The 16,116-nt window shown below is 71.0% G+C and carries 13 protein-coding genes; 11 read left to right on the top strand and 2 right to left on the bottom strand.

The genetic code is table 11. The annotated features are described in order from the left end of the window. The first annotated feature begins 55 nt into the window (after positions 1 to 55). The 6 genes from EIM47_RS02545 (at position 56) to EIM47_RS02570 (ending at position 7,761) form a co-directional block, all read left to right on the top strand. Positions 56 to 2,227, top strand: coding sequence for a bifunctional (p)ppGpp synthetase/guanosine-3',5'-bis(diphosphate) 3'-pyrophosphohydrolase (locus EIM47_RS02545; protein ID WP_125076010.1), 2,172 nt, complete (start codon positions 56 to 58; stop codon positions 2,225 to 2,227). 81 nt (positions 2,228 to 2,308) lie between these two features. Further along, positions 2,309 to 2,689, top strand: a complete 381-nt coding sequence (locus tag EIM47_RS02550) for a RidA family protein (RefSeq protein WP_019399241.1) — start codon at positions 2,309 to 2,311, stop codon at positions 2,687 to 2,689. Positions 2,690 to 2,699: 10 nt separating this feature from the next. After that, positions 2,700 to 4,832, top strand: coding sequence for an ATP-dependent DNA helicase RecG (recG, locus tag EIM47_RS02555; RefSeq protein WP_125076012.1), 2,133 nt, complete (start codon positions 2,700 to 2,702; stop codon positions 4,830 to 4,832). 78 nt (positions 4,833 to 4,910) lie between these two features. Beyond that, positions 4,911 to 5,852, top strand: coding sequence for a nucleoside hydrolase (locus EIM47_RS02560; RefSeq protein WP_028915919.1), 942 nt, complete (start codon positions 4,911 to 4,913; stop codon positions 5,850 to 5,852). 97 nt (positions 5,853 to 5,949) lie between these two features. Continuing rightward, entirely contained in the window at positions 5,950 to 6,198 is a 249-nt protein-coding gene (locus EIM47_RS02565) for a type B 50S ribosomal protein L31 (protein WP_028915918.1), read from the top strand. A gap of 273 nt (positions 6,199 to 6,471) precedes the next feature. Further along, entirely contained in the window at positions 6,472 to 7,761 is a 1,290-nt protein-coding gene (locus tag EIM47_RS02570; protein ID WP_028915917.1) for a citrate synthase, read from the top strand. A 67-nt stretch (positions 7,762 to 7,828) separates the two neighbouring features. Here EIM47_RS02570 and EIM47_RS02575 read toward each other — a convergent pair whose 3' ends face one another. Together EIM47_RS02575 and EIM47_RS02580 are read right to left on the bottom strand one after the other, a co-directional pair. Continuing rightward, positions 7,829 to 8,449: a hypothetical protein gene (locus tag EIM47_RS02575; RefSeq protein WP_028915916.1), complete on the bottom strand. Its 621-nt coding sequence runs from the start codon at positions 8,447 to 8,449 to the stop codon at positions 7,829 to 7,831. Between the two features lie 77 nt (positions 8,450 to 8,526). Continuing rightward, the gene (locus tag EIM47_RS02580; protein ID WP_125076014.1) at positions 8,527 to 10,965 is read right to left on the bottom strand and encodes a penicillin-binding protein 1A; all 2,439 of its coding nucleotides are present in this window, start codon (positions 10,963 to 10,965) and stop codon (positions 8,527 to 8,529) included. Between the two features lie 214 nt (positions 10,966 to 11,179). Here EIM47_RS02580 and EIM47_RS02585 point away from each other — a divergent pair, with 214 nt between their 5' ends. From EIM47_RS02585 to EIM47_RS02605, 5 genes are read left to right on the top strand one after another with little or no spacing between them, the layout of a single operon-like run. Then, positions 11,180 to 12,238, top strand: a complete 1,059-nt coding sequence (locus EIM47_RS02585; RefSeq protein WP_019397032.1) for a pilus assembly protein PilM — start codon at positions 11,180 to 11,182, stop codon at positions 12,236 to 12,238. Further along, on the top strand, positions 12,238 to 12,993 hold the full coding sequence (locus EIM47_RS02590) for a PilN domain-containing protein (protein ID WP_019397031.1): 756 nt from the start codon (positions 12,238 to 12,240) through the stop codon (positions 12,991 to 12,993). The genes EIM47_RS02585 and EIM47_RS02590 overlap by 1 nt, the downstream gene beginning before the upstream one ends. Beyond that, complete coding sequence (pilO, locus tag EIM47_RS02595; protein ID WP_125076017.1) at positions 12,990 to 13,646, top strand: type 4a pilus biogenesis protein PilO; 657 nt, start codon at positions 12,990 to 12,992, stop codon at positions 13,644 to 13,646. The genes EIM47_RS02590 and pilO overlap by 4 nt, the downstream gene beginning before the upstream one ends. 25 nt (positions 13,647 to 13,671) lie before the next feature. Beyond that, positions 13,672 to 14,196, top strand: coding sequence for a pilus assembly protein PilP (locus EIM47_RS02600; protein ID WP_019397029.1), 525 nt, complete (start codon positions 13,672 to 13,674; stop codon positions 14,194 to 14,196). A gap of 15 nt (positions 14,197 to 14,211) precedes the next feature. Further along, entirely contained in the window at positions 14,212 to 16,077 is a 1,866-nt protein-coding gene (locus EIM47_RS02605) for a type IV pilus secretin PilQ family protein (protein ID WP_028915914.1), read from the top strand. The last annotated feature ends 39 nt before the right edge of the window (positions 16,078 to 16,116 follow it).

Consider the following 16,116-nt stretch of genomic DNA (forward strand, 5'->3'; position numbering starts at 1 on the left):
GCCGCGGGCGCCGCAAGGTTTGCCGCCGACAGCCCGCTGGCATAGGCTTTTGCGCATGAACCCAGGCACTTCAGCACAGGCAGTCGCGAGCGCGCCGCCGGCCACCGGCGAGCCGGTCCCCGACTACGTCCTCGAGCTGGAGCGCGCCGCTTCCTACCTCCCGGTCGAGCAGCTGCCGCTGCTGCGCGAGGCCTGGCGGGTGGGGGCCACGGCCCATGCCGGACAGACCCGCAAGTCCGGCGAGCCCTACATCACCCACCCGGTGGCGGTGGCCACGGTGCTGGCCGAGCTGGGCCTGGACGTGGAGACCCTGGTCGCCGCGATCCTGCACGACACCATCGAGGACACCCCGCTCACCCGCGAGGAGCTGGCCGCCCAGTTCGGCGAGGACGTGGCCCTGCTGGTGGACGGCGTCACCAAGCTGGACAAGCTCAAGTTCCGCGACCGCCAGGAGGCGGCGGCCGAGAGTTTCCGCAAGATGCTGCTGGCCATGTCGCGCGACCTGCGCGTGATCATGATCAAGCTGGCCGACCGCCTGCACAACATGCGCACCCTGGGCGCGCAGAGCCGCGAGGCGCGGGCGCGGATCGCGCGCGAGACCCTGGAGATCTACGCCCCGATCGCGCAGCGCCTGGGCATGAGCCTGGTCAAGTCCGAGCTGCAGAACCTCGGCTTCCGCGCCCTGCATCCGTGGCGCCACGCGATCATCGAGAAGCACATCCGCAGCCAGCCGGTGGTGCGCCGCGAGTCGATGGCCCAGGTCGAGGTGCAGCTGTCGCAGGGCCTGGCCCGCGAAGGCCTGGAGCACCGCCTGGTCAGCCGGATCAAGACCCCCTGGAGCATCTACAACAAGATGCGCAGCGAGGGCAAAAGCTTCGACCAGGTGATGGACGTGTTCGGCTTCCGCGTGGTGGTGCGCTCGGTGGCCGACTGCTACCACGCCCTCGGCGCGGTGCACGCCCAGTTCAAGCCGCTGGACGGGCGCTTCCGCGACTTCATCGCCATCCCCAAGGCCAACGGCTACCAGTCGCTGCACACGGTGCTGTTCGGCCCCTACGGCTCGCCGATCGAGGTGCAGATCCGCACCGAGGAGATGGACCTGATCGCCGAGCGCGGCATCGCCGCGCACTGGACCTACAAGCACGGCGGCGACAGCCCCAACAGCGCGCAGAGCCGCGCCCACGCATGGATCGTGGAGCTGATCGAGTCGCAGCGCGCCGCCGGCTCGTCGCTGGAGTTCCTGGAGAACGTCAAGGTCGACCTGTTCCCGGACGAGGTCTACCTGTTCACCCCCAAGGGCCGGATCCTGGCCCTGCCGCGCAACTCCACCGCCCTGGACTTCGCCTACGCGGTGCACACCGACGTCGGCAACCAGGCCGTGGCCGCACGCGTGGACAAGAAGCTGGTGCCGCTGAAGACCAAGCTCTCCAGCGGCCAGACCGTGGAGATCATCACCGCCAAGTCGGCCGCGCCCAAGCCGCAGTGGCTGGAGTTCGTGGTCACCAGCAAGGCGCGCACCTCCATCCGCCACCAGCTCAAGCAGCTGGAGCACGAGGACGCGGTGCAGCTGGGCCACCGCATGCTCGACCGCGCGCTGGAGGCGATGGGCAGCTCGCTGGAGCGCCTGCCGGCCAAGCGCCTGGAGTCGTTCCTGGCCGAGCACCGCTTCCCGCGCCTGGAGGCGTTCCTGGCCGAGGTGGCGCTGGGCAACTGGATGCCCAGCCAGGCGGCGCAGGCGCTGATGGCCTATGCCGAGCTGCGCGGCGGCGCCCAGTCCAAGCACTCGCAGGAGAAGATCCTGATCAACGGCACCGAGGGCGGGGTGGTCAGCTTCGCCAACTGCTGCCAGCCGATACCCGGCGACGAGATCATGGGCTACCACACCTCCGGCAAGGGCGTGGTGGTGCACCGCCTGGACTGCCCGAACCTGGCCGAGTTCCGCAAGTCGCCCGAACGCTGGGTGCCGATCGACTGGGACCAGAACGTCACCGGCGACTACGACACCTCGCTGATCGTGGACGTGGAGAACCACACCGGCGTGCTGGCGCAGCTGGCCGCGGCGGTGGCGCAGAGCCAGTCCAACATCGAGCGGGTGGACTACCTGGACCGCGACATGAACGCCGCGCAGCTGCGCTTCGCCATCCAGGTGCGCGACCGCACCCACCTGGCCGAGGTCATCCGCCGCCTGCGCCGGCTCAACGTCGTCCAGGGCGTGCGCCGCCAGTAGCGGCCGCCGCCACCCCGGGCCGGCGGCGGCGCGGGACGCTAGAATCCGCCCCTGTCCTACACCACCCGGGAATCCGCCCCCATGCTGCAGATCGTCCACACCGACCACGCCCCGGCCGCCATCGGCCCCTACTCGCAGGCCGTGCGCAGCGGCAACACGGTGTATTTCTCCGGCCAGATCCCGCTGGTGCCGGCCACCGGCGAGGTGGTCGAGGGCGGCATCGAGGCACAGGCGCGGCAGGTGTTCGAGAACCTCAAGGCGGTGGCCGAGGCGGCCGGCGGTTCGCTGGACCGGATCGTGCGCCTGGGCCTGTACCTGACCGACTTGTCCCAGTTCGCCGCGGTCAACGCGGTGATGCAGCAGTACTTCACCGCGCCGTACCCGGCCCGTTCCACCATCGGCGTGGCCGCGCTGCCCAAGGGCGTGGCGTTCGAGGCCGACGCGGTGATGGTGCTGGACTGACCGCGCAGGCGTGGCACCCCGGGTCCCCGCGCCAGCGCTGGCAGGGCAGGGCGCCACGTCGCTGGCGTCCCTGCGCGGCGTAGGCGCCCGGCTCGCCGGGAGCCTGGCCGCGCGCGGGCTGGCCACGGTCCAGGACCTGTGGTTCTGGCTGCCGCTGCGCTACGAGGACCGTACCCGCCTGACCGGGATCGCCGACCTGCGTCCCGGCGAGCCGGCCCAGATCGAAGGCACGGTCGAGGCGGTCGAGCGCGGCTTCCGCTACCGTCCGGTGCTGTGGGTGGCGGTGGGCGACGGCTCGCGCCGCACCCTGGTGCTGCGCTTCTTCCATTTCCGCGCCGCGCAGGTGGCGCAGTTCCGCCCGGGCGTGCGCCTGCGCTGCTTCGGCACGCCGCGGCCCGGCCAGCACGGGCTGGAGATGGTCCATCCCAGCTACCGGATCCTGGCGCCGGACGAGGATCCGGGCCTGGGCGACACCCTGGACCCGGTCTATCCCGCGATCGAGGGCGTGGGCCCGGCAACCCTTCGCAAGCTGATCGCGCAGGCGCTGGAGCGGTTGCCGCCGGCCGAGGCGCTGGAACTGCTGCCGCCGGGCATGCCCGGCCTGGCCGGCCTGCCGGGGTTGCGTGAATCGCTGTTGGTGCTGCACCGGCCGGCGCCCGGCGAGGACCTGGCGGCGCTGGCCGCCGGAACCCATCCGGCGCAGCGCCGGTTGGCGCTGGAGGAGCTGCTGGCCCACCACCTGGGCCTGCGCCGGCAGCGGCTGGCGCAGCAGCAGCTGCGCGCCCGCGCCCTGGACGGCCCCGGCGAGCTGGCGCGGCGGCTGCAGGCAAGCCTGCCGTTCGCCCTGACCGGGGCACAGCGCCGGGTGTTCGAACAGATCCGCGCCGACCTGGCCGGCCCCAGCCCGATGCAGCGGCTGGTGCAGGGCGACGTCGGCTCGGGCAAGACCGTGGTCGCGGCGCTGGCCGCGACCCTGGCGGTGGAGCGTGGCGGCCAGGTCGCGCTGGCCGCGCCAACCGAGCTGCTGGCCGAGCAGCACCTGGCCAACCTGCGCGCCTGGCTGGAGCCGCTGGGCATCCGCGTCGCCTGGCTGGCGGGCAAGGTCACCGGCAAGGCGCGCGCGGCGGCGCTGGCCGACGTAGCCTCAGGCGCCGCCCAGGTGGTGGTCGGTACCCATGCGCTGATGCAGGAGGGCGTGGCCTTCCACGACCTGGTGCTGGTGATCGTGGACGAGCAGCACCGCTTCGGCGTGCAGCAGCGCCTGGCGCTGCGCGACAAGGGCCCGGCCCACGGCCACGTGCCGCACCAGCTGGTGATGACCGCCACTCCGATCCCGCGCACCCTGGCGATGACCGCCTACGCCGACCTGGATGTGTCGGCTATCGACGAATTGCCGCCCGGCCGCACCCCGGTGCAGACCGTGGCGGTCAGTGCCGACCGCCGCCCGGAACTGGTCGAGCGCATCCGCGTGGCCTGCGCCGAGGGCCGCCAGGTGTACTGGGTCTGCACCCTGATCGAGGAGGCCGAGGACGCCGGCAACGGCCAGGGCCCGGGGCTGCAGGCGCAGGCGGCCGAGCGCACCTTCGAGCAGTTGACCGCGCAGCTGCCGGGCGTGCGCGTGGGCCTGGTCCACGGCCGCATGAAGGCCTCGCAGAAGCAGGCGGCGATGCGCGCGTTCAAGGACGGCCAGACCGACCTGCTGGTGGCCACCACCGTGATCGAGGTCGGCGTGGACGTGCCCAACGCCTCGCTGATGATCATCGAGAACGCCGAGCGCCTGGGCCTGGCCCAGCTGCACCAGCTGCGCGGCCGGGTGGGGCGCGGCGCGGCGGCCTCGACCTGCGTGCTGCTGTACCAGCCGCCGCTGTCGGCGATGGCGCGCCAGCGCCTGGACGTGCTGCGGCGGACCGGCGACGGCTTCGTGATCGCCGAGGAGGACCTGAAGCTGCGCGGCCCCGGCGAACTGCTGGGTACGCGCCAGACCGGCCTGGCCGCGTTCCGCATCGCCGACCTGGCGCGCGACGCCGACCTGCTGCCGAAGGTCCACCAGCTCGCCGACCGCCTGCTTGCCTCCGCGCCGGAGACCGCCGACCGCGTGATCGCGCGCTGGGTCGGCGGAGCGGCGCGCTACGCCGGCGCCTGACATCGCACGCGTGTTCCCCCGGCATTGCCCTGCGCGCGCGGCGGCGCGACACTGCGCGGCCCTCTCATGGAGAACACGATGAGCGACCGTATCCCGCTGCTGATCGACACCGACCCCGGCGTCGACGACGCGCTTGCCCTGCTGATGGCCTTCAACGACCCGCGCCACGAGGTAGTGGGCCTGACCATCGCCGCCGGCAACGTCGGCCTGCAGCACACGGTGCGCAACGCGTTGAAGCTGCGCGAGGTCGCCGGCCAGCTGCAGGTGCCGGTGTTCGCCGGCTGCGACCGCCCGCTGGTGCACGCCCCGCGCGAGGACGCGGCCCATGTGCACGGCCGCGATGGCTTCGGCGACGTCGGCTATCCCGACCCGGCCGGCCAGGCCGAGGACGAGCACGCGGCGCTGGCGATCCTGCGCCTGTCCCACGAGCACGCCGGGCGCCTGGTGCTGGTCGCGCTCGGGCCGCTGACCAACCTGGCCCTGGCCCTGCGCCTGGACCCGACCCTGCCGCAGCGCGTGGCGCGGCTGGTGGTGATGGGCGGCGCGGTCAGCGCCCACGGCAACATCACCCCGGTGGCCGAGTTCAACGTCGGCTTCGACCCGGAGGCCGCGCACGTGGTGTTGTCCGGTTTCCCGAAGTACGACCTGGCCGACTGGGAGGCCACCCTGGCCCATGGCTTCCACCACCGCGAGGTGGAGAAGTGGCTGGCCGCCGACTCCCCGCGCGCGAGGTTCTACGACGCGATCTCGCGCCAGACCCGGCTCTGGTCCGAGGACCGCCGCGGCGACCACTGGCATTCGGCCGACGCGCTGGCCATGGCCTGGGCCCTGGAGCCGGACGGTGCGCTGGAGACGGCCGAGCGTCCGGTGGCGGTGGAGACCGAAGGCCGGTTGACCCGCGGCCTGACCGCGGTGGACTGGAACCGCCAGACCGGCGCCCCGGACAATGCGCGGATCCTGCTGCGTTACGACCAGGCCCGGTTCGACGCCCGGGTGCGGGCGGCCCTGGCCGCCGGCTGAGCCGGGCGGGTTCCGCGACCTTCCCCCGGCTTGCACCAGCCGGGGGCGAGCCGCTAGAATACCGGGCTCAGTCCGCTACAGCCTACGGTGCGCCGCCATGAAGGCCGACATCCATCCCGAGTACCGCGAAGTCGTCTTCCACGACGTCACCTCCGACTTCAAGTTCCTGACCCGTTCGACCTTGGCCGCCACCGCCAAGGAGTCGGTCAAGTGGGAAGACGGTAACGAGTACCCGCTGGTCAAGATCGAAATCTCCTCGGCCTCGCACCCGTTCTACACCGGCAAGCACAAGGTCGTGGACACCAGCGGCCGCATCGACAAGTTCCAGCGCCGCTACGCGCGCTGATCCCGGGCGCGCCGCCACCGGCGGCGACCCGGCCGATGTGATGCAGATGGAGCGGCCGCACTCGTGCGGCCGCTTCGTCGTGCGCGCGTTTTGCCGCGATGGGACGGACCGTGCCGCCTGCGCCCGGCTTCTACGACTTCCGTCCAGCGGACCGGGGCGTATGGGTATGCGATAATCCCGGCGTTCCGCGGCGTGCCGCCACGGACCCCCCCTACCGCGACCCTTGCGCTCCCGCGCGAAGGATCGCGCTTACCCCAAAGAGGAGCGCACACCGTGTCCAATCTCGACCAGGTCACGTTGAATGCCGGCGACAAGTCGGTGACCCTGCCGGTGCTCAAGCCGACCCTGGGCAACGGCTGCATCGACATCTCGAAGCTGACGAAGGAAACCGGCCTTTTCACCTACGACTCCGGTTTCACCGCCACTGCCAGCTGCAAGTCGGCCATCACCTACATCGATGGCGACAAGGGCGTGCTGCTGTACCGCGGCTACCCGATCGAGCAGCTGGCCGAGCACTCCAGCTTCCTGGAGGTGGCCTACCTGCTGATGAACGGCGAGCTGCCGACCGAGGCCGAGTTCAAGAAGTTCGAGCACGAGGTCACGCATCACACGATGATGCATGAGTCGCTGAAGAACTTCCTGCAGGGCTTCAACTACGACGCGCACCCGATGGCCATGCTGGCCGGCACCGTGGCGTCGCTGTCGGCGTTCTACCACGACACCCTGGACCTGAACGATCCGGAGCAGCGCCGCCTGGCCGCCATCCGCCTGCTGGCGAAGATGCCGACCCTGGCCGCCGCCGCCTACCGCTACTCGATCGGCTGGCCGATCCGCTACCCGCGCAACAACCTCGACTACGTCAGCCGCTTCCTGCACATGATGTTCGAGGTGCCGAGCGAGCCGCTGGAGCTGAACCCGGTCGTGGCCAAGGCGCTGGACCTGCTGTTCATCCTGCACGCCGACCACGAGCAGAACGCCTCCACCTCGACCGTGCGCCTGGTCGGCTCGACCGGCGCCAACCCGTACGCCTCGGTGGCGGCGGGCATCACCGCGCTGTGGGGCCCCGCGCACGGCGGCGCCAACGAGGCGGTGCTGAAGATGCTCGAGGAGATCGGTACCCCGGACAAGGTCGACACCGCCATCGCCAAGGCGAAGGACAAGAACTCGGGCTTCCGCCTGATGGGCTTCGGCCACCGCGTGTACAAGAACTTCGACCCGCGCGCCAAGATCATCCGCGAGATGACCCACAAGGTGCTGGGCGAGCTGGGCGTCAACGACCCGCTGCTGGAAGTGGCCATGAAGCTGGAAGAGGCCGCGCTGAAGGACGAGTACTTCATCCAGCGCAAGCTGTACCCGAACGTCGACTTCTACAGCGGCATCATCTACAAGGCGCTGAAGATCCCGACCGAGATGTTCACCGTCATGTTCGCCATCGGCCGCACCGCCGGCTGGGTGTCGCACTGGCTGGAGCAGCAGGTCGACCCGGAGGCGAAGATCGGCCGTCCGCGCCAGATCTACACCGGTTCGGACGTGCGCGACTACAAGCCGTTCGCCCAGCGCTGAGCGGCGCCGTAGCGCGACCAGGAACGCCCCGCACCCGCGGGGCGTTTCCTTTTGCGCGGCCGCCGGCTCAGCCGCCGGCCAGCAGGCCGCGCACCTGGGCCAGCGAGGCGCGCGGCATCGGCCGCTCGTCCAGCGCCGACAGCGGCGCCTGGCGCAGCACCGCGCCAGGCAGCACGGTCAGCTCGAAGGCCAGGTCCTCGGCCTCGAACAGCCAGGCGGTGACCTGCAGCTCGCGGCGGCGGTCCAGGCGCACGCGGCGCCCGCGCGGCTCGGCCGGGATCCGGTGCTCGGCCAGGAAGCGGGCCACCGCCTCCGGGTCGTCCGCGTGCAGGTGCAGGGCCACCGGCGAGCCGGCGTCGGCGGTGCCGTCCAGCACCGGGCCCACCAGGCGCGGCTGGAAGGCGGCGAAGAACTCCATGGCGCGGGCCGCGGCCTCGCGCCGCACCCGCACCGCGTCGGCCTGCGCCGGGCCGAGGAAGATGCGCTGGTACTCGCGCAGCGCCTCCTCGATCTCCTGGTTGCGCGGCAGCGAGGCCTCGTCGTGGATGCCCAGGCGGCTGGCGGCCTTGCGCCGGGCCTGGTTGTAGTCGCGGATGCCGCTCTCGGCCATCAGCCGCGCCGCCTCGTTGGCGAGCCGGCGGCGGCGTTCGCCCTGCCTGGCTTCCGCATGCTGGCGCGCGCGGCCCATGGCGATTCCCCCGTCAGAACCTGGGAACGACTGTAGCGCAGCGCGGTGACGGTGCGGTCACGGCGCCGCGCGGGCGTTCAGAAGATGTCGAACGCCTCTTCGTCCATGTGCTCCGGCGCCAGGTAGTCGAGGTTGTTCTGCAACCGCTCCAGGTCCTCGACCTTGATGTACTCGGCCAGGCCCTCGCCGAAGGTCGAAACCCGCCCGGAGCCGTCGACATAGACCTTGACCATGCCCTCCGGCGGCTCGTTCGGCGTCACCGGCTGGCCTTCCAGCGCCACCTTCATGTAGTCGATCCAGATCGGCAGCGCGGCCTTGCCGCCATACTCGCGGTAGCCCAGTGACTTGAAGTCGTCGCGGCCGACCCAGACCGTGGTGGCCAGGTTGCCGCCGAAGCCGGAGAACCAGGCGTCGCGGTGGTCGTTGGTGGAGCCGGTCTTGCCGCCGACGTCCTCGCGGCCCAGCACCCGGGCCGCGGTGCCGGTGCCGCGCAGGACCACGTCGCGCATCATCGACACCAGCTGGTAGGCGGTGCGCTCGTCGATCGCCCGCGGCGCGATCTTGCCGGCCGGCGGCTGCGGCAGGGCCTCGCGCGCCGGCGCCGGCTGCGCCTGTGCCTGGCCCGGCGCGGGCAGGGCGCCGAAGTTGAAGCCGTCCACCACCTGCGGCGCCGCGGCGGAGGCCGAACCGCCGCCGCAGCCGCGGCAGGCCACCGCCGGCTCGGCCTTGAAGATGACCTTGCCGTCGCGGTCGCGGACCTCGTCGATGAACCACGGATCCACCCGCGAGCCGCCGTTGGCGAACACCGCGTAGCCGCGCGCCACCGACAGCGGGGTCAGCGAGGCGGTGCCCAGCGACATCGACAGGTTGGGCGGCAGTTCCGCCTCGTCGAAGCCGAACTGGGTGATGTAGGTGCGGGCGAAGTCCACGCCGATGGCGTCGAGCATGCGCACCGAGACCAGGTTGCGCGACTGCACCAGGGCCTCGCGCAGGCGCATCGGGCCGCGGAAGCCGCCGTCGTCGTTCTGCGGCGACCAGGTCTTGCCGCGGCGGTCGCGGAACACGACCGGGGCGTCGAGCACGATCGAGGCCGGGTTGAAGCCCTTCTCGAACGCGGCCGCGTACACGAACGGCTTGAAGCTGGAGCCGGGCTGGCGCCGGGCCTGGGTGGCGCGGTTGAACTTGTTGCCGGAGAAGCTGTAGCCGCCGACCAGGGCGCGCAACGCGCCGGTGTTGGCGTCCAGCGACACCAGCGCGGCCTGGCCGCGCGGCACCTGGTCCAGGACCAGGCCGGCGTCGCCGTCCTGGCGCACCCGCACCACGTCGCCGCGCTTGAGCAGGGCGGCCGGGTTCTTGTTCGTCCAGCGCGCCGAACCGGCGGCCAGGGTGGCGCGGCTGCCATCGGCCAGCACCACCTCGGCGCTGCCGTCGGCGGCGGTGGCGGCCACGATCGCAGGCAGCAGGTCGGCCTGCGCCGCGGTGCCGCGCAGCTCGCGCGCCAGCACCGCGTCGTCGGCATCGGCGGGGAGCTCGACGTGGCGCTCCACCCCGTGCCAGCCGTGGCGGTGGTCGTACAGGCGCAGGCCGTCGCGCACCGCCTTGTCCGCCGCCGCCTGGAACGCGGAGTCGATGGTGGTGGTGACGCGGTAGCCCTGGGTCAGGGCCTCCGGGCCGTAGCGCTCGATCATCTCCTGGCGGACCATCTCGGCCACGTACGGCGCCGAGGCCTCCAGCGGCGGCTCGTGGGCGCCGGCGTGCATCGGCACGGCCTTGGCCTGGGCGGCCTCGGCCGCGCTGACGAAGCCCAGCTCGGCCATGCGGTCGAGGATGTAGTCGCGGCGGATCTTCGCGCGCTCGGGGTTGTTGAGCGGGTTGCCGGAGGAGGGGAACTTGGGGATGCCGGCCAGCGAGGCCATCTCGTCCAGGTCCAGCTCGTCCAGCTTCTTGCCGTAGTAGAACTCGGCGGCCGCGGCCACGCCGTAGGCGCGGTTGCCGAAGAAGCTCTTGTTGAGATACAGGGCCAGGATCTCGTCCTTGCTCAGCTCCCGCTCCATGCGCATGGCCAACAGCATTTCCGCGGCCTTGCGCTTGAGCTTGACCTCCGGGCTCAGGTAGACCTGGCGCGCCACCTGCTGGGTGATGGTGGAGCCGCCGGGGACCTTGAGGCTGCGGGTGGTGAGCATCAGCCAGATGGCGCGCGCGGTGCCCTTGTAGTCGACGCCGCCGTGCTCGTAGAAGCGCGCGTCCTCGATCGCCAGGAACGCCTGGCGCAGGCGCAGCGGTACCTGGTCGATGGTCACCGGGTAGCGCCGGGCCTCGCCGAACACCGCCATCAGCTTGCCGTCGGCGGTATGCACGTACAGCGGCTCCTGCAGCTCGATCTGGCGCAGGGCGGAGACGTCGGGCAGGTCGGCCGCGATGCTCCGGTAGAGCAGGGCCAGGACGACAAGCCCGGCCAGGGCCAGGCCGGCGGTGGCGACCAGGGCCCAGCGGAGCACGCGGCGGAGACGGGGCATCACGGTTCCGATTGCAGATTTCGCGGCCGCAGAGTATAGATGAGCGCAGGATGCCGCCGGGGGGGCATCCTTGGGGAACCAGGTCAGGCAGCCAGACAGCCGGTAGCGGGTCGAGCGACCCATTGCCGCGGGAGGGTTGCCAAGCCTGAAAAGGCCATTTTTAATGCGCGGGCACAGCAGTTGCGTCCAAGTGCCCGTCGGCAGGGGAGAAACCGTGGGGCTCATCCCGAAAAGCCAGTCGCCGCTGATCGGCGTCGACATCAGCTCGACTGCGGTCAAGCTGCTGCAGCTGTCGCGCAGCGGCAACCGTTACCGCGTCGAACACTACGCAGTCGAACCGCTGCCACCGAACGCGGTGGTGGAGAAGAACATCGTCGAGGTCGAGGCGGTGGGCGAGGCCATCCGGCGCGCCGTCACCCGTTCCGGCACCAAGGCCAGGAACGCCGCCGCGGCGGTCGCCGGCGCGGCGGTGATCACCAAGGTGATCCCGATGCCGGCCGACCTTGACGAGGACGAACTGGAGGCCCAGGTCGAGTTCGAGGCGGTCAACTACATCCCGTACCCGATCGAGGAAGTGAACCTGGACTTCGAGGTGCTCGGCCCGATGCCGAACAACCCCGAGACCGTCCAGGTCCTGCTGGCCGCCTCGCGCTCGGAGAACGTCGAGCTGCGCCAGTCGGCGCTGGAGCTCGGTGGGCTGACCGCCAAGGTGATGGACGTGGAGGCCTTCGCGGTCGAGAACGCGTTCGCCCTGATCGCCGACGACCTGCCGGTCGGCCGCGACGGCGTGGTCGCCCTGATCGACATCGGCGCGACCATGACCACGCTCAACGTCCTGCGCGGCGGCCGCAGCCTGTACAGCCGCGAACAACTGTTCGGCGGCAAGCAGCTCACCGACGAGGTGATGCGCCGCTACGGCCTGACCTACGAGGAAGCCGGCCAGGCCAAGCGCCAGGGCGGGCTGCCGGAGACCTACGAGCTGGAGGTCCTGGAGCCGTTCAAGGAAGCGGCCGTGCAGCAGGTCAGCCGCCTGCTGCAGTTCTTCTACGCCGGCAGCGAGTTCAACCGCGTCGACCAGATCGTGCTGGCCGGCGGCTGCGCCTCCATCGCCGGGCTGCCGGAGATGGTCGAGGAGCAGCTGGGCGTGCCGACCCAGGTCGCCAACCCGCTGGCGCAGATGACCCTCGGGCCGCGCGTGCAGGCGCACGCGCTGGCCCAGGACGCGCCGGCACTGATGATCGCCACCGGCCTGGCCCTGAGGAGCTTCGACTGATGGCACGCATCAACCTCTTGCCGTGGCGCGCCGAGCGCCGCAAGCAGCGCCAGCGCGAGTTCCAGGCCATGCTCGGCGCCGCCGCCCTGGGCGGCATCCTGCTGTCGATCCTGGTGTGGTTCCACTACGACATGGAAGTCAGCGGCCAGCACCAGCGCAACGACTTCCTGCGCGCCGAGATCGGGAAGGTCAAGGAGCAGAACAAGGAAATCGCCGAGCTCGACAAGAAGAAGAAGCGGCTGCTGGACCGCAAGGCCGTGATCGAGGAGCTGCAGGCCAACCGCTCGCAGATGGTCCACCTGTTCGATTCGCTGGTGCGCACCATCCCCGACGGCGTGGTCCTGACCGCGCTCAAGCAGGAAGGCAACATCCTGACCCTGCAGGGCACCGCGCAGTCCAACGCGCGCGTCTCCAACTACATGCGCAACCTCGAGACCTCCGGCTGGATGACCAAGCCGGACCTGTCGATCATCGAGGCGCGCAAGGACAACAAGGCGCCGATGACCAGTGGCGCCCGCTCGCTGCCGTACGACTTCACCCTGAAGGTCCAGCTCGCCAACCCCGGCGCCGACGCGAACGGCGGGCAGGCAATCGATCCGGAGGCGCTGGCCGCGCAGGCCGAGGCCGAGGCGGCGGCCGCCGCCGCGGACCCGGCCGCGGCCGACGCGGCGCAGCCGGCCGGCGAGGCCGCCGAGGCGGCCGTGGACCAGGGGAACAAGCCGGCGGCCAACGCCGCGGGAGGACCGGCGTCATGAGCAAGAAGAAGGTCAAGCTCAGCGAACTCGACTTCAACAACATCGGCTCCTGGCCGCAGCAGGCCAAGGTGGTGTTCTGCGTGCTGGTCGCGATCATCATCATGGCGGTGGCCTGGTTCGCCCTGATCAGCGGCAAGCGCGACGAGCTGCTGGGCCTGGAGAGCGAGGAGGCCTCCCTGCGCCAGGAGTTCGAGCGCGAACAGGGCCGCGCCACCAACCTGGAGCCGCTGCGCCAGCAGCTGGCGCAGATGGAGCAGGTGCTGCAGCAGATGCTGCGCCAGCTGCCCAGCAAGACCGAGATGCCCGACCTCATCGTCGACATCTCCCAGACCGCGCTGTCCAGCGGCCTGTCCAACGAGCTGTTCCAGCCGCTTGACGAGATGCCGCGCGAGTTCTACGCCGAGAAGCCGATCAGGCTGCGCATGGTGGGCAACTACCACCAGTTCGGCGCCTTCGTCAGCGGCGTGGCCTCGCTGCCGCGGGTGGTGATCCTGACCATGCACGACATCTCGCTCAAGCCGATGGAGCGCGGCGGCGGCGTCAGCCGCACCGGCGCGCTGGAGCTTTCCGGCACGGTCAAGACGTACCGCTACCTCGACGAGAACGAGATTTCCGACGTCGAGGGCGCGAATGCAAACGCGGGAGGTCGCTGAGATGCACGCCAGTCGTTTCTTGGGGATGTGCGTGCGCACGTGCGGCCTGGCGGCCCTGGTCCTGGGACTGGGCGCCTGCGGCCGCGGGATCACCAGCACGCCGGGCGAGGCGCCCAACCTGGAGCGGTGGGTCGCCGACGTGCGCGCGCGCCCGGCGCCGCCGCTGGAACCGCTGCCGGTGATGCAGCAGTTCGAGACCTTCGAGTACGCCGCGCAGGACATGCGCGACCCGTTCAGCGACGCCTGGCGGAACCCGGAAGGGGGAGCCGGCCTGCGTCCCGACCCGAACCGGCCCAAGCAGCCGCTCGAGCAGTTCCCGCTGGACAGCCTGGACATGGTCGGCACGATCGGCCAGGGCCCCGGCCTGCTCGCGCTGGTGATGGCGCCGGACAAGGTCACCCACCGCGTCCGGCCGGGGACCTACATGGGGCAGAACGACGGCCGCGTGGTCGGGGTGTACGAGGACCGGGTCGAGCTGGTCGAGCTGGTGCCGGATGGCGCGGGGGGATGGCTGGAGCGTCCGGCCTCGATCGCGCTCGAAGATCAATGATTAGGGGATAGCACGATGACCTTTTCCAACGACCGGAGTCTGTGCAAGCCGCGGCACCCGGCGACCTTCAGGGCCTGTGCACTCGGGCTGGCGCTGGCCCTCGCCGCCACCACCGGCTTCGCCGCCAACCCGGCGGCCTCCGCGCAGCCGGCCGCTGCCGCCACGGGGACGGCGGCCAAGGCCAGCGTTTCCCACATCGATTTCAAGCGCGGCGACGGCGGCGCCGGGCGCCTGGTCCTGCGCTTCGACGGCGAGGGCGTGGCCCCGGACCTGCGCACCCAGGACGGCAGCGTCGTGGTCGACGTCGCCAACGCGGTGCTGCCGGCCGAGCTGCAGCGTCCGCTGAACGTCACCGACTTCGCCACCCCGGTGCAGCGCATCGACGCCCGCCCGTACGCTGGCGGCGCGCAGCTGGTGCTGGCCACCCGCGGCGAGTACGAGTCGCTGGCCTACCAGACCGGCAACGAGTACGTGGTCGAGATCGCCCCGCGCGCCAGCGCCCCGGCGGTCGGCGCGGTCAACAGCGAGAGCCTGGCCAGCGCCCAGGCCAAGGTCGCCGGCCGCGCCTATTCCGGCCGCCCGGTGACCTTCAACTTCCAGGACGTGCCGGTGCGCACCGTCCTGCAGCTGATCGCCGAGGAGTCCAACCTCAACATCGTCGCCTCCGACACCGTGCAGGGCAACGTGACCCTGCGCCTGGTGCACGTGCCGTGGGACCAGGCGCTGGACATCGTCCTGCGCGCCAAGGGCCTGGACAAGCGCCGCGACGGCAACGTGATCTGGGTGGCGCCGCAGCCGGAGCTGGCCGCGTTCGAGAAGGCCCGCGAGGACGCCCGCATCGACCTGGAGAACCGCGTCGACCTGGTCACCGACTACATCCAGATCAACTACCACTCGGCCGGCGCCATCTTCAAGGCGCTGACCGAGGCCCGCGGCGTGGGCGGCGGCTCCGGCGGCGACGGCGGCAACCGCGAGAATGGCTTCCTGTCCTCGCGCGGCCGCCTGGTCGCCGACGAGCGCACCAACACCCTGATGGTCAGCGACATCCCGAAGAAGGTCGCGCAGATGCGCGAGCTGATCAACGTGATCGACCGTCCGGTCGACCAGGTGCTGATCGAGAGCCGCATCGTCATCGCCACCGACACCTTCGCCCGCGACCTGGGCGCGCGCTTCGGCGTGCAGGGCCGCCGCAGCGGCAACAACACCGCCGCCATCGGCGGGTCGCTGGGCGAGACCGCGGGCATCGTCAACGGCGGCGTCACCGTCCCGGGCGACCTCAACGTGAACCTGCCGGCCTCGCCCGAGAACGCCGGCGCCCTGGCCTACACCCTGCTGGGCAACAACTTCGCGCTGGACCTGGAGCTGAGCGCGCTGCAGCAGGAAGGCCGCGGCGAGGTGCTGTCCAACCCGCGCGTGGTCACCTCCAACCAGCGCGAGGCGGTGATCCGCCAGGGCCGCGAGGTCGGCTACGTGACCCTGACCGGCGGCGGCACCCAGGGCGTGGCCACCCCGAACGTGCAGTTCAAGGACGTGGTCCTGGAGCTGAAGGTCACCCCGACCATCACCAGCGACAACCGCGTGTTCATGGTGGTCAACGTGCTGAAGGACGAGATCCTGCAGTACATCGACACCTCGATCGGCCAGGTGCCGGAGATCGCCACCCGCGAGATCAACACCGCGGTGCTGGTGGACGACGGCCAGACCGTGGTCATCGGCGGCGTCTACGAGTTCACCGACAGCAACAGCGTGTCCAAGGTGCCGTTCCTGGGCGACGTGCCCTTCCTGGGCAACCTCTTCAAGAAGAAGAGCCGCCTGAAGGAGAAGGCCGAGCTGCTGATCTTCCTGACCCCGAAGGTCATGCGGGTCGAGAAGCGCGCCTGACGGCCGCCCTCTGGCACGAACGGAACGGGGCCCACGGGC

The sequence above is a fragment of the Pseudoxanthomonas sp. SGT-18 genome (assembly GCF_003931645.1).
In the GTDB taxonomy this organism is placed as follows: Bacteria; Pseudomonadota; Gammaproteobacteria; order Xanthomonadales; family Xanthomonadaceae; genus Pseudoxanthomonas.

Coding starts and splice junctions, on each gene's coding strand:
- EIM47_RS02580 (WP_125076014.1), bottom strand. CDS start 10,965: ATGCCCCGTCTCCGCCGCGTGCTCCGCTGGGCCCTGGTCGCCACCGCC.
- EIM47_RS02605 (WP_028915914.1), top strand. CDS start 14,212: ATGACCTTTTCCAACGACCGGAGTCTGTGCAAGCCGCGGCACCCGGCG.
- EIM47_RS02575 (WP_028915916.1), bottom strand. CDS start 8,449: ATGGGCCGCGCGCGCCAGCATGCGGAAGCCAGGCAGGGCGAACGCCGC.
- EIM47_RS02560 (WP_028915919.1), top strand. CDS start 4,911: ATGAGCGACCGTATCCCGCTGCTGATCGACACCGACCCCGGCGTCGAC.
- EIM47_RS02565 (WP_028915918.1), top strand. CDS start 5,950: ATGAAGGCCGACATCCATCCCGAGTACCGCGAAGTCGTCTTCCACGAC.
- EIM47_RS02600 (WP_019397029.1), top strand. CDS start 13,672: ATGTGCGTGCGCACGTGCGGCCTGGCGGCCCTGGTCCTGGGACTGGGC.
- EIM47_RS02545 (WP_125076010.1), top strand. CDS start 56: ATGAACCCAGGCACTTCAGCACAGGCAGTCGCGAGCGCGCCGCCGGCC.
- EIM47_RS02590 (WP_019397031.1), top strand. CDS start 12,238: ATGGCACGCATCAACCTCTTGCCGTGGCGCGCCGAGCGCCGCAAGCAG.
- pilO (WP_125076017.1), top strand. CDS start 12,990: ATGAGCAAGAAGAAGGTCAAGCTCAGCGAACTCGACTTCAACAACATC.
- EIM47_RS02550 (WP_019399241.1), top strand. CDS start 2,309: ATGCTGCAGATCGTCCACACCGACCACGCCCCGGCCGCCATCGGCCCC.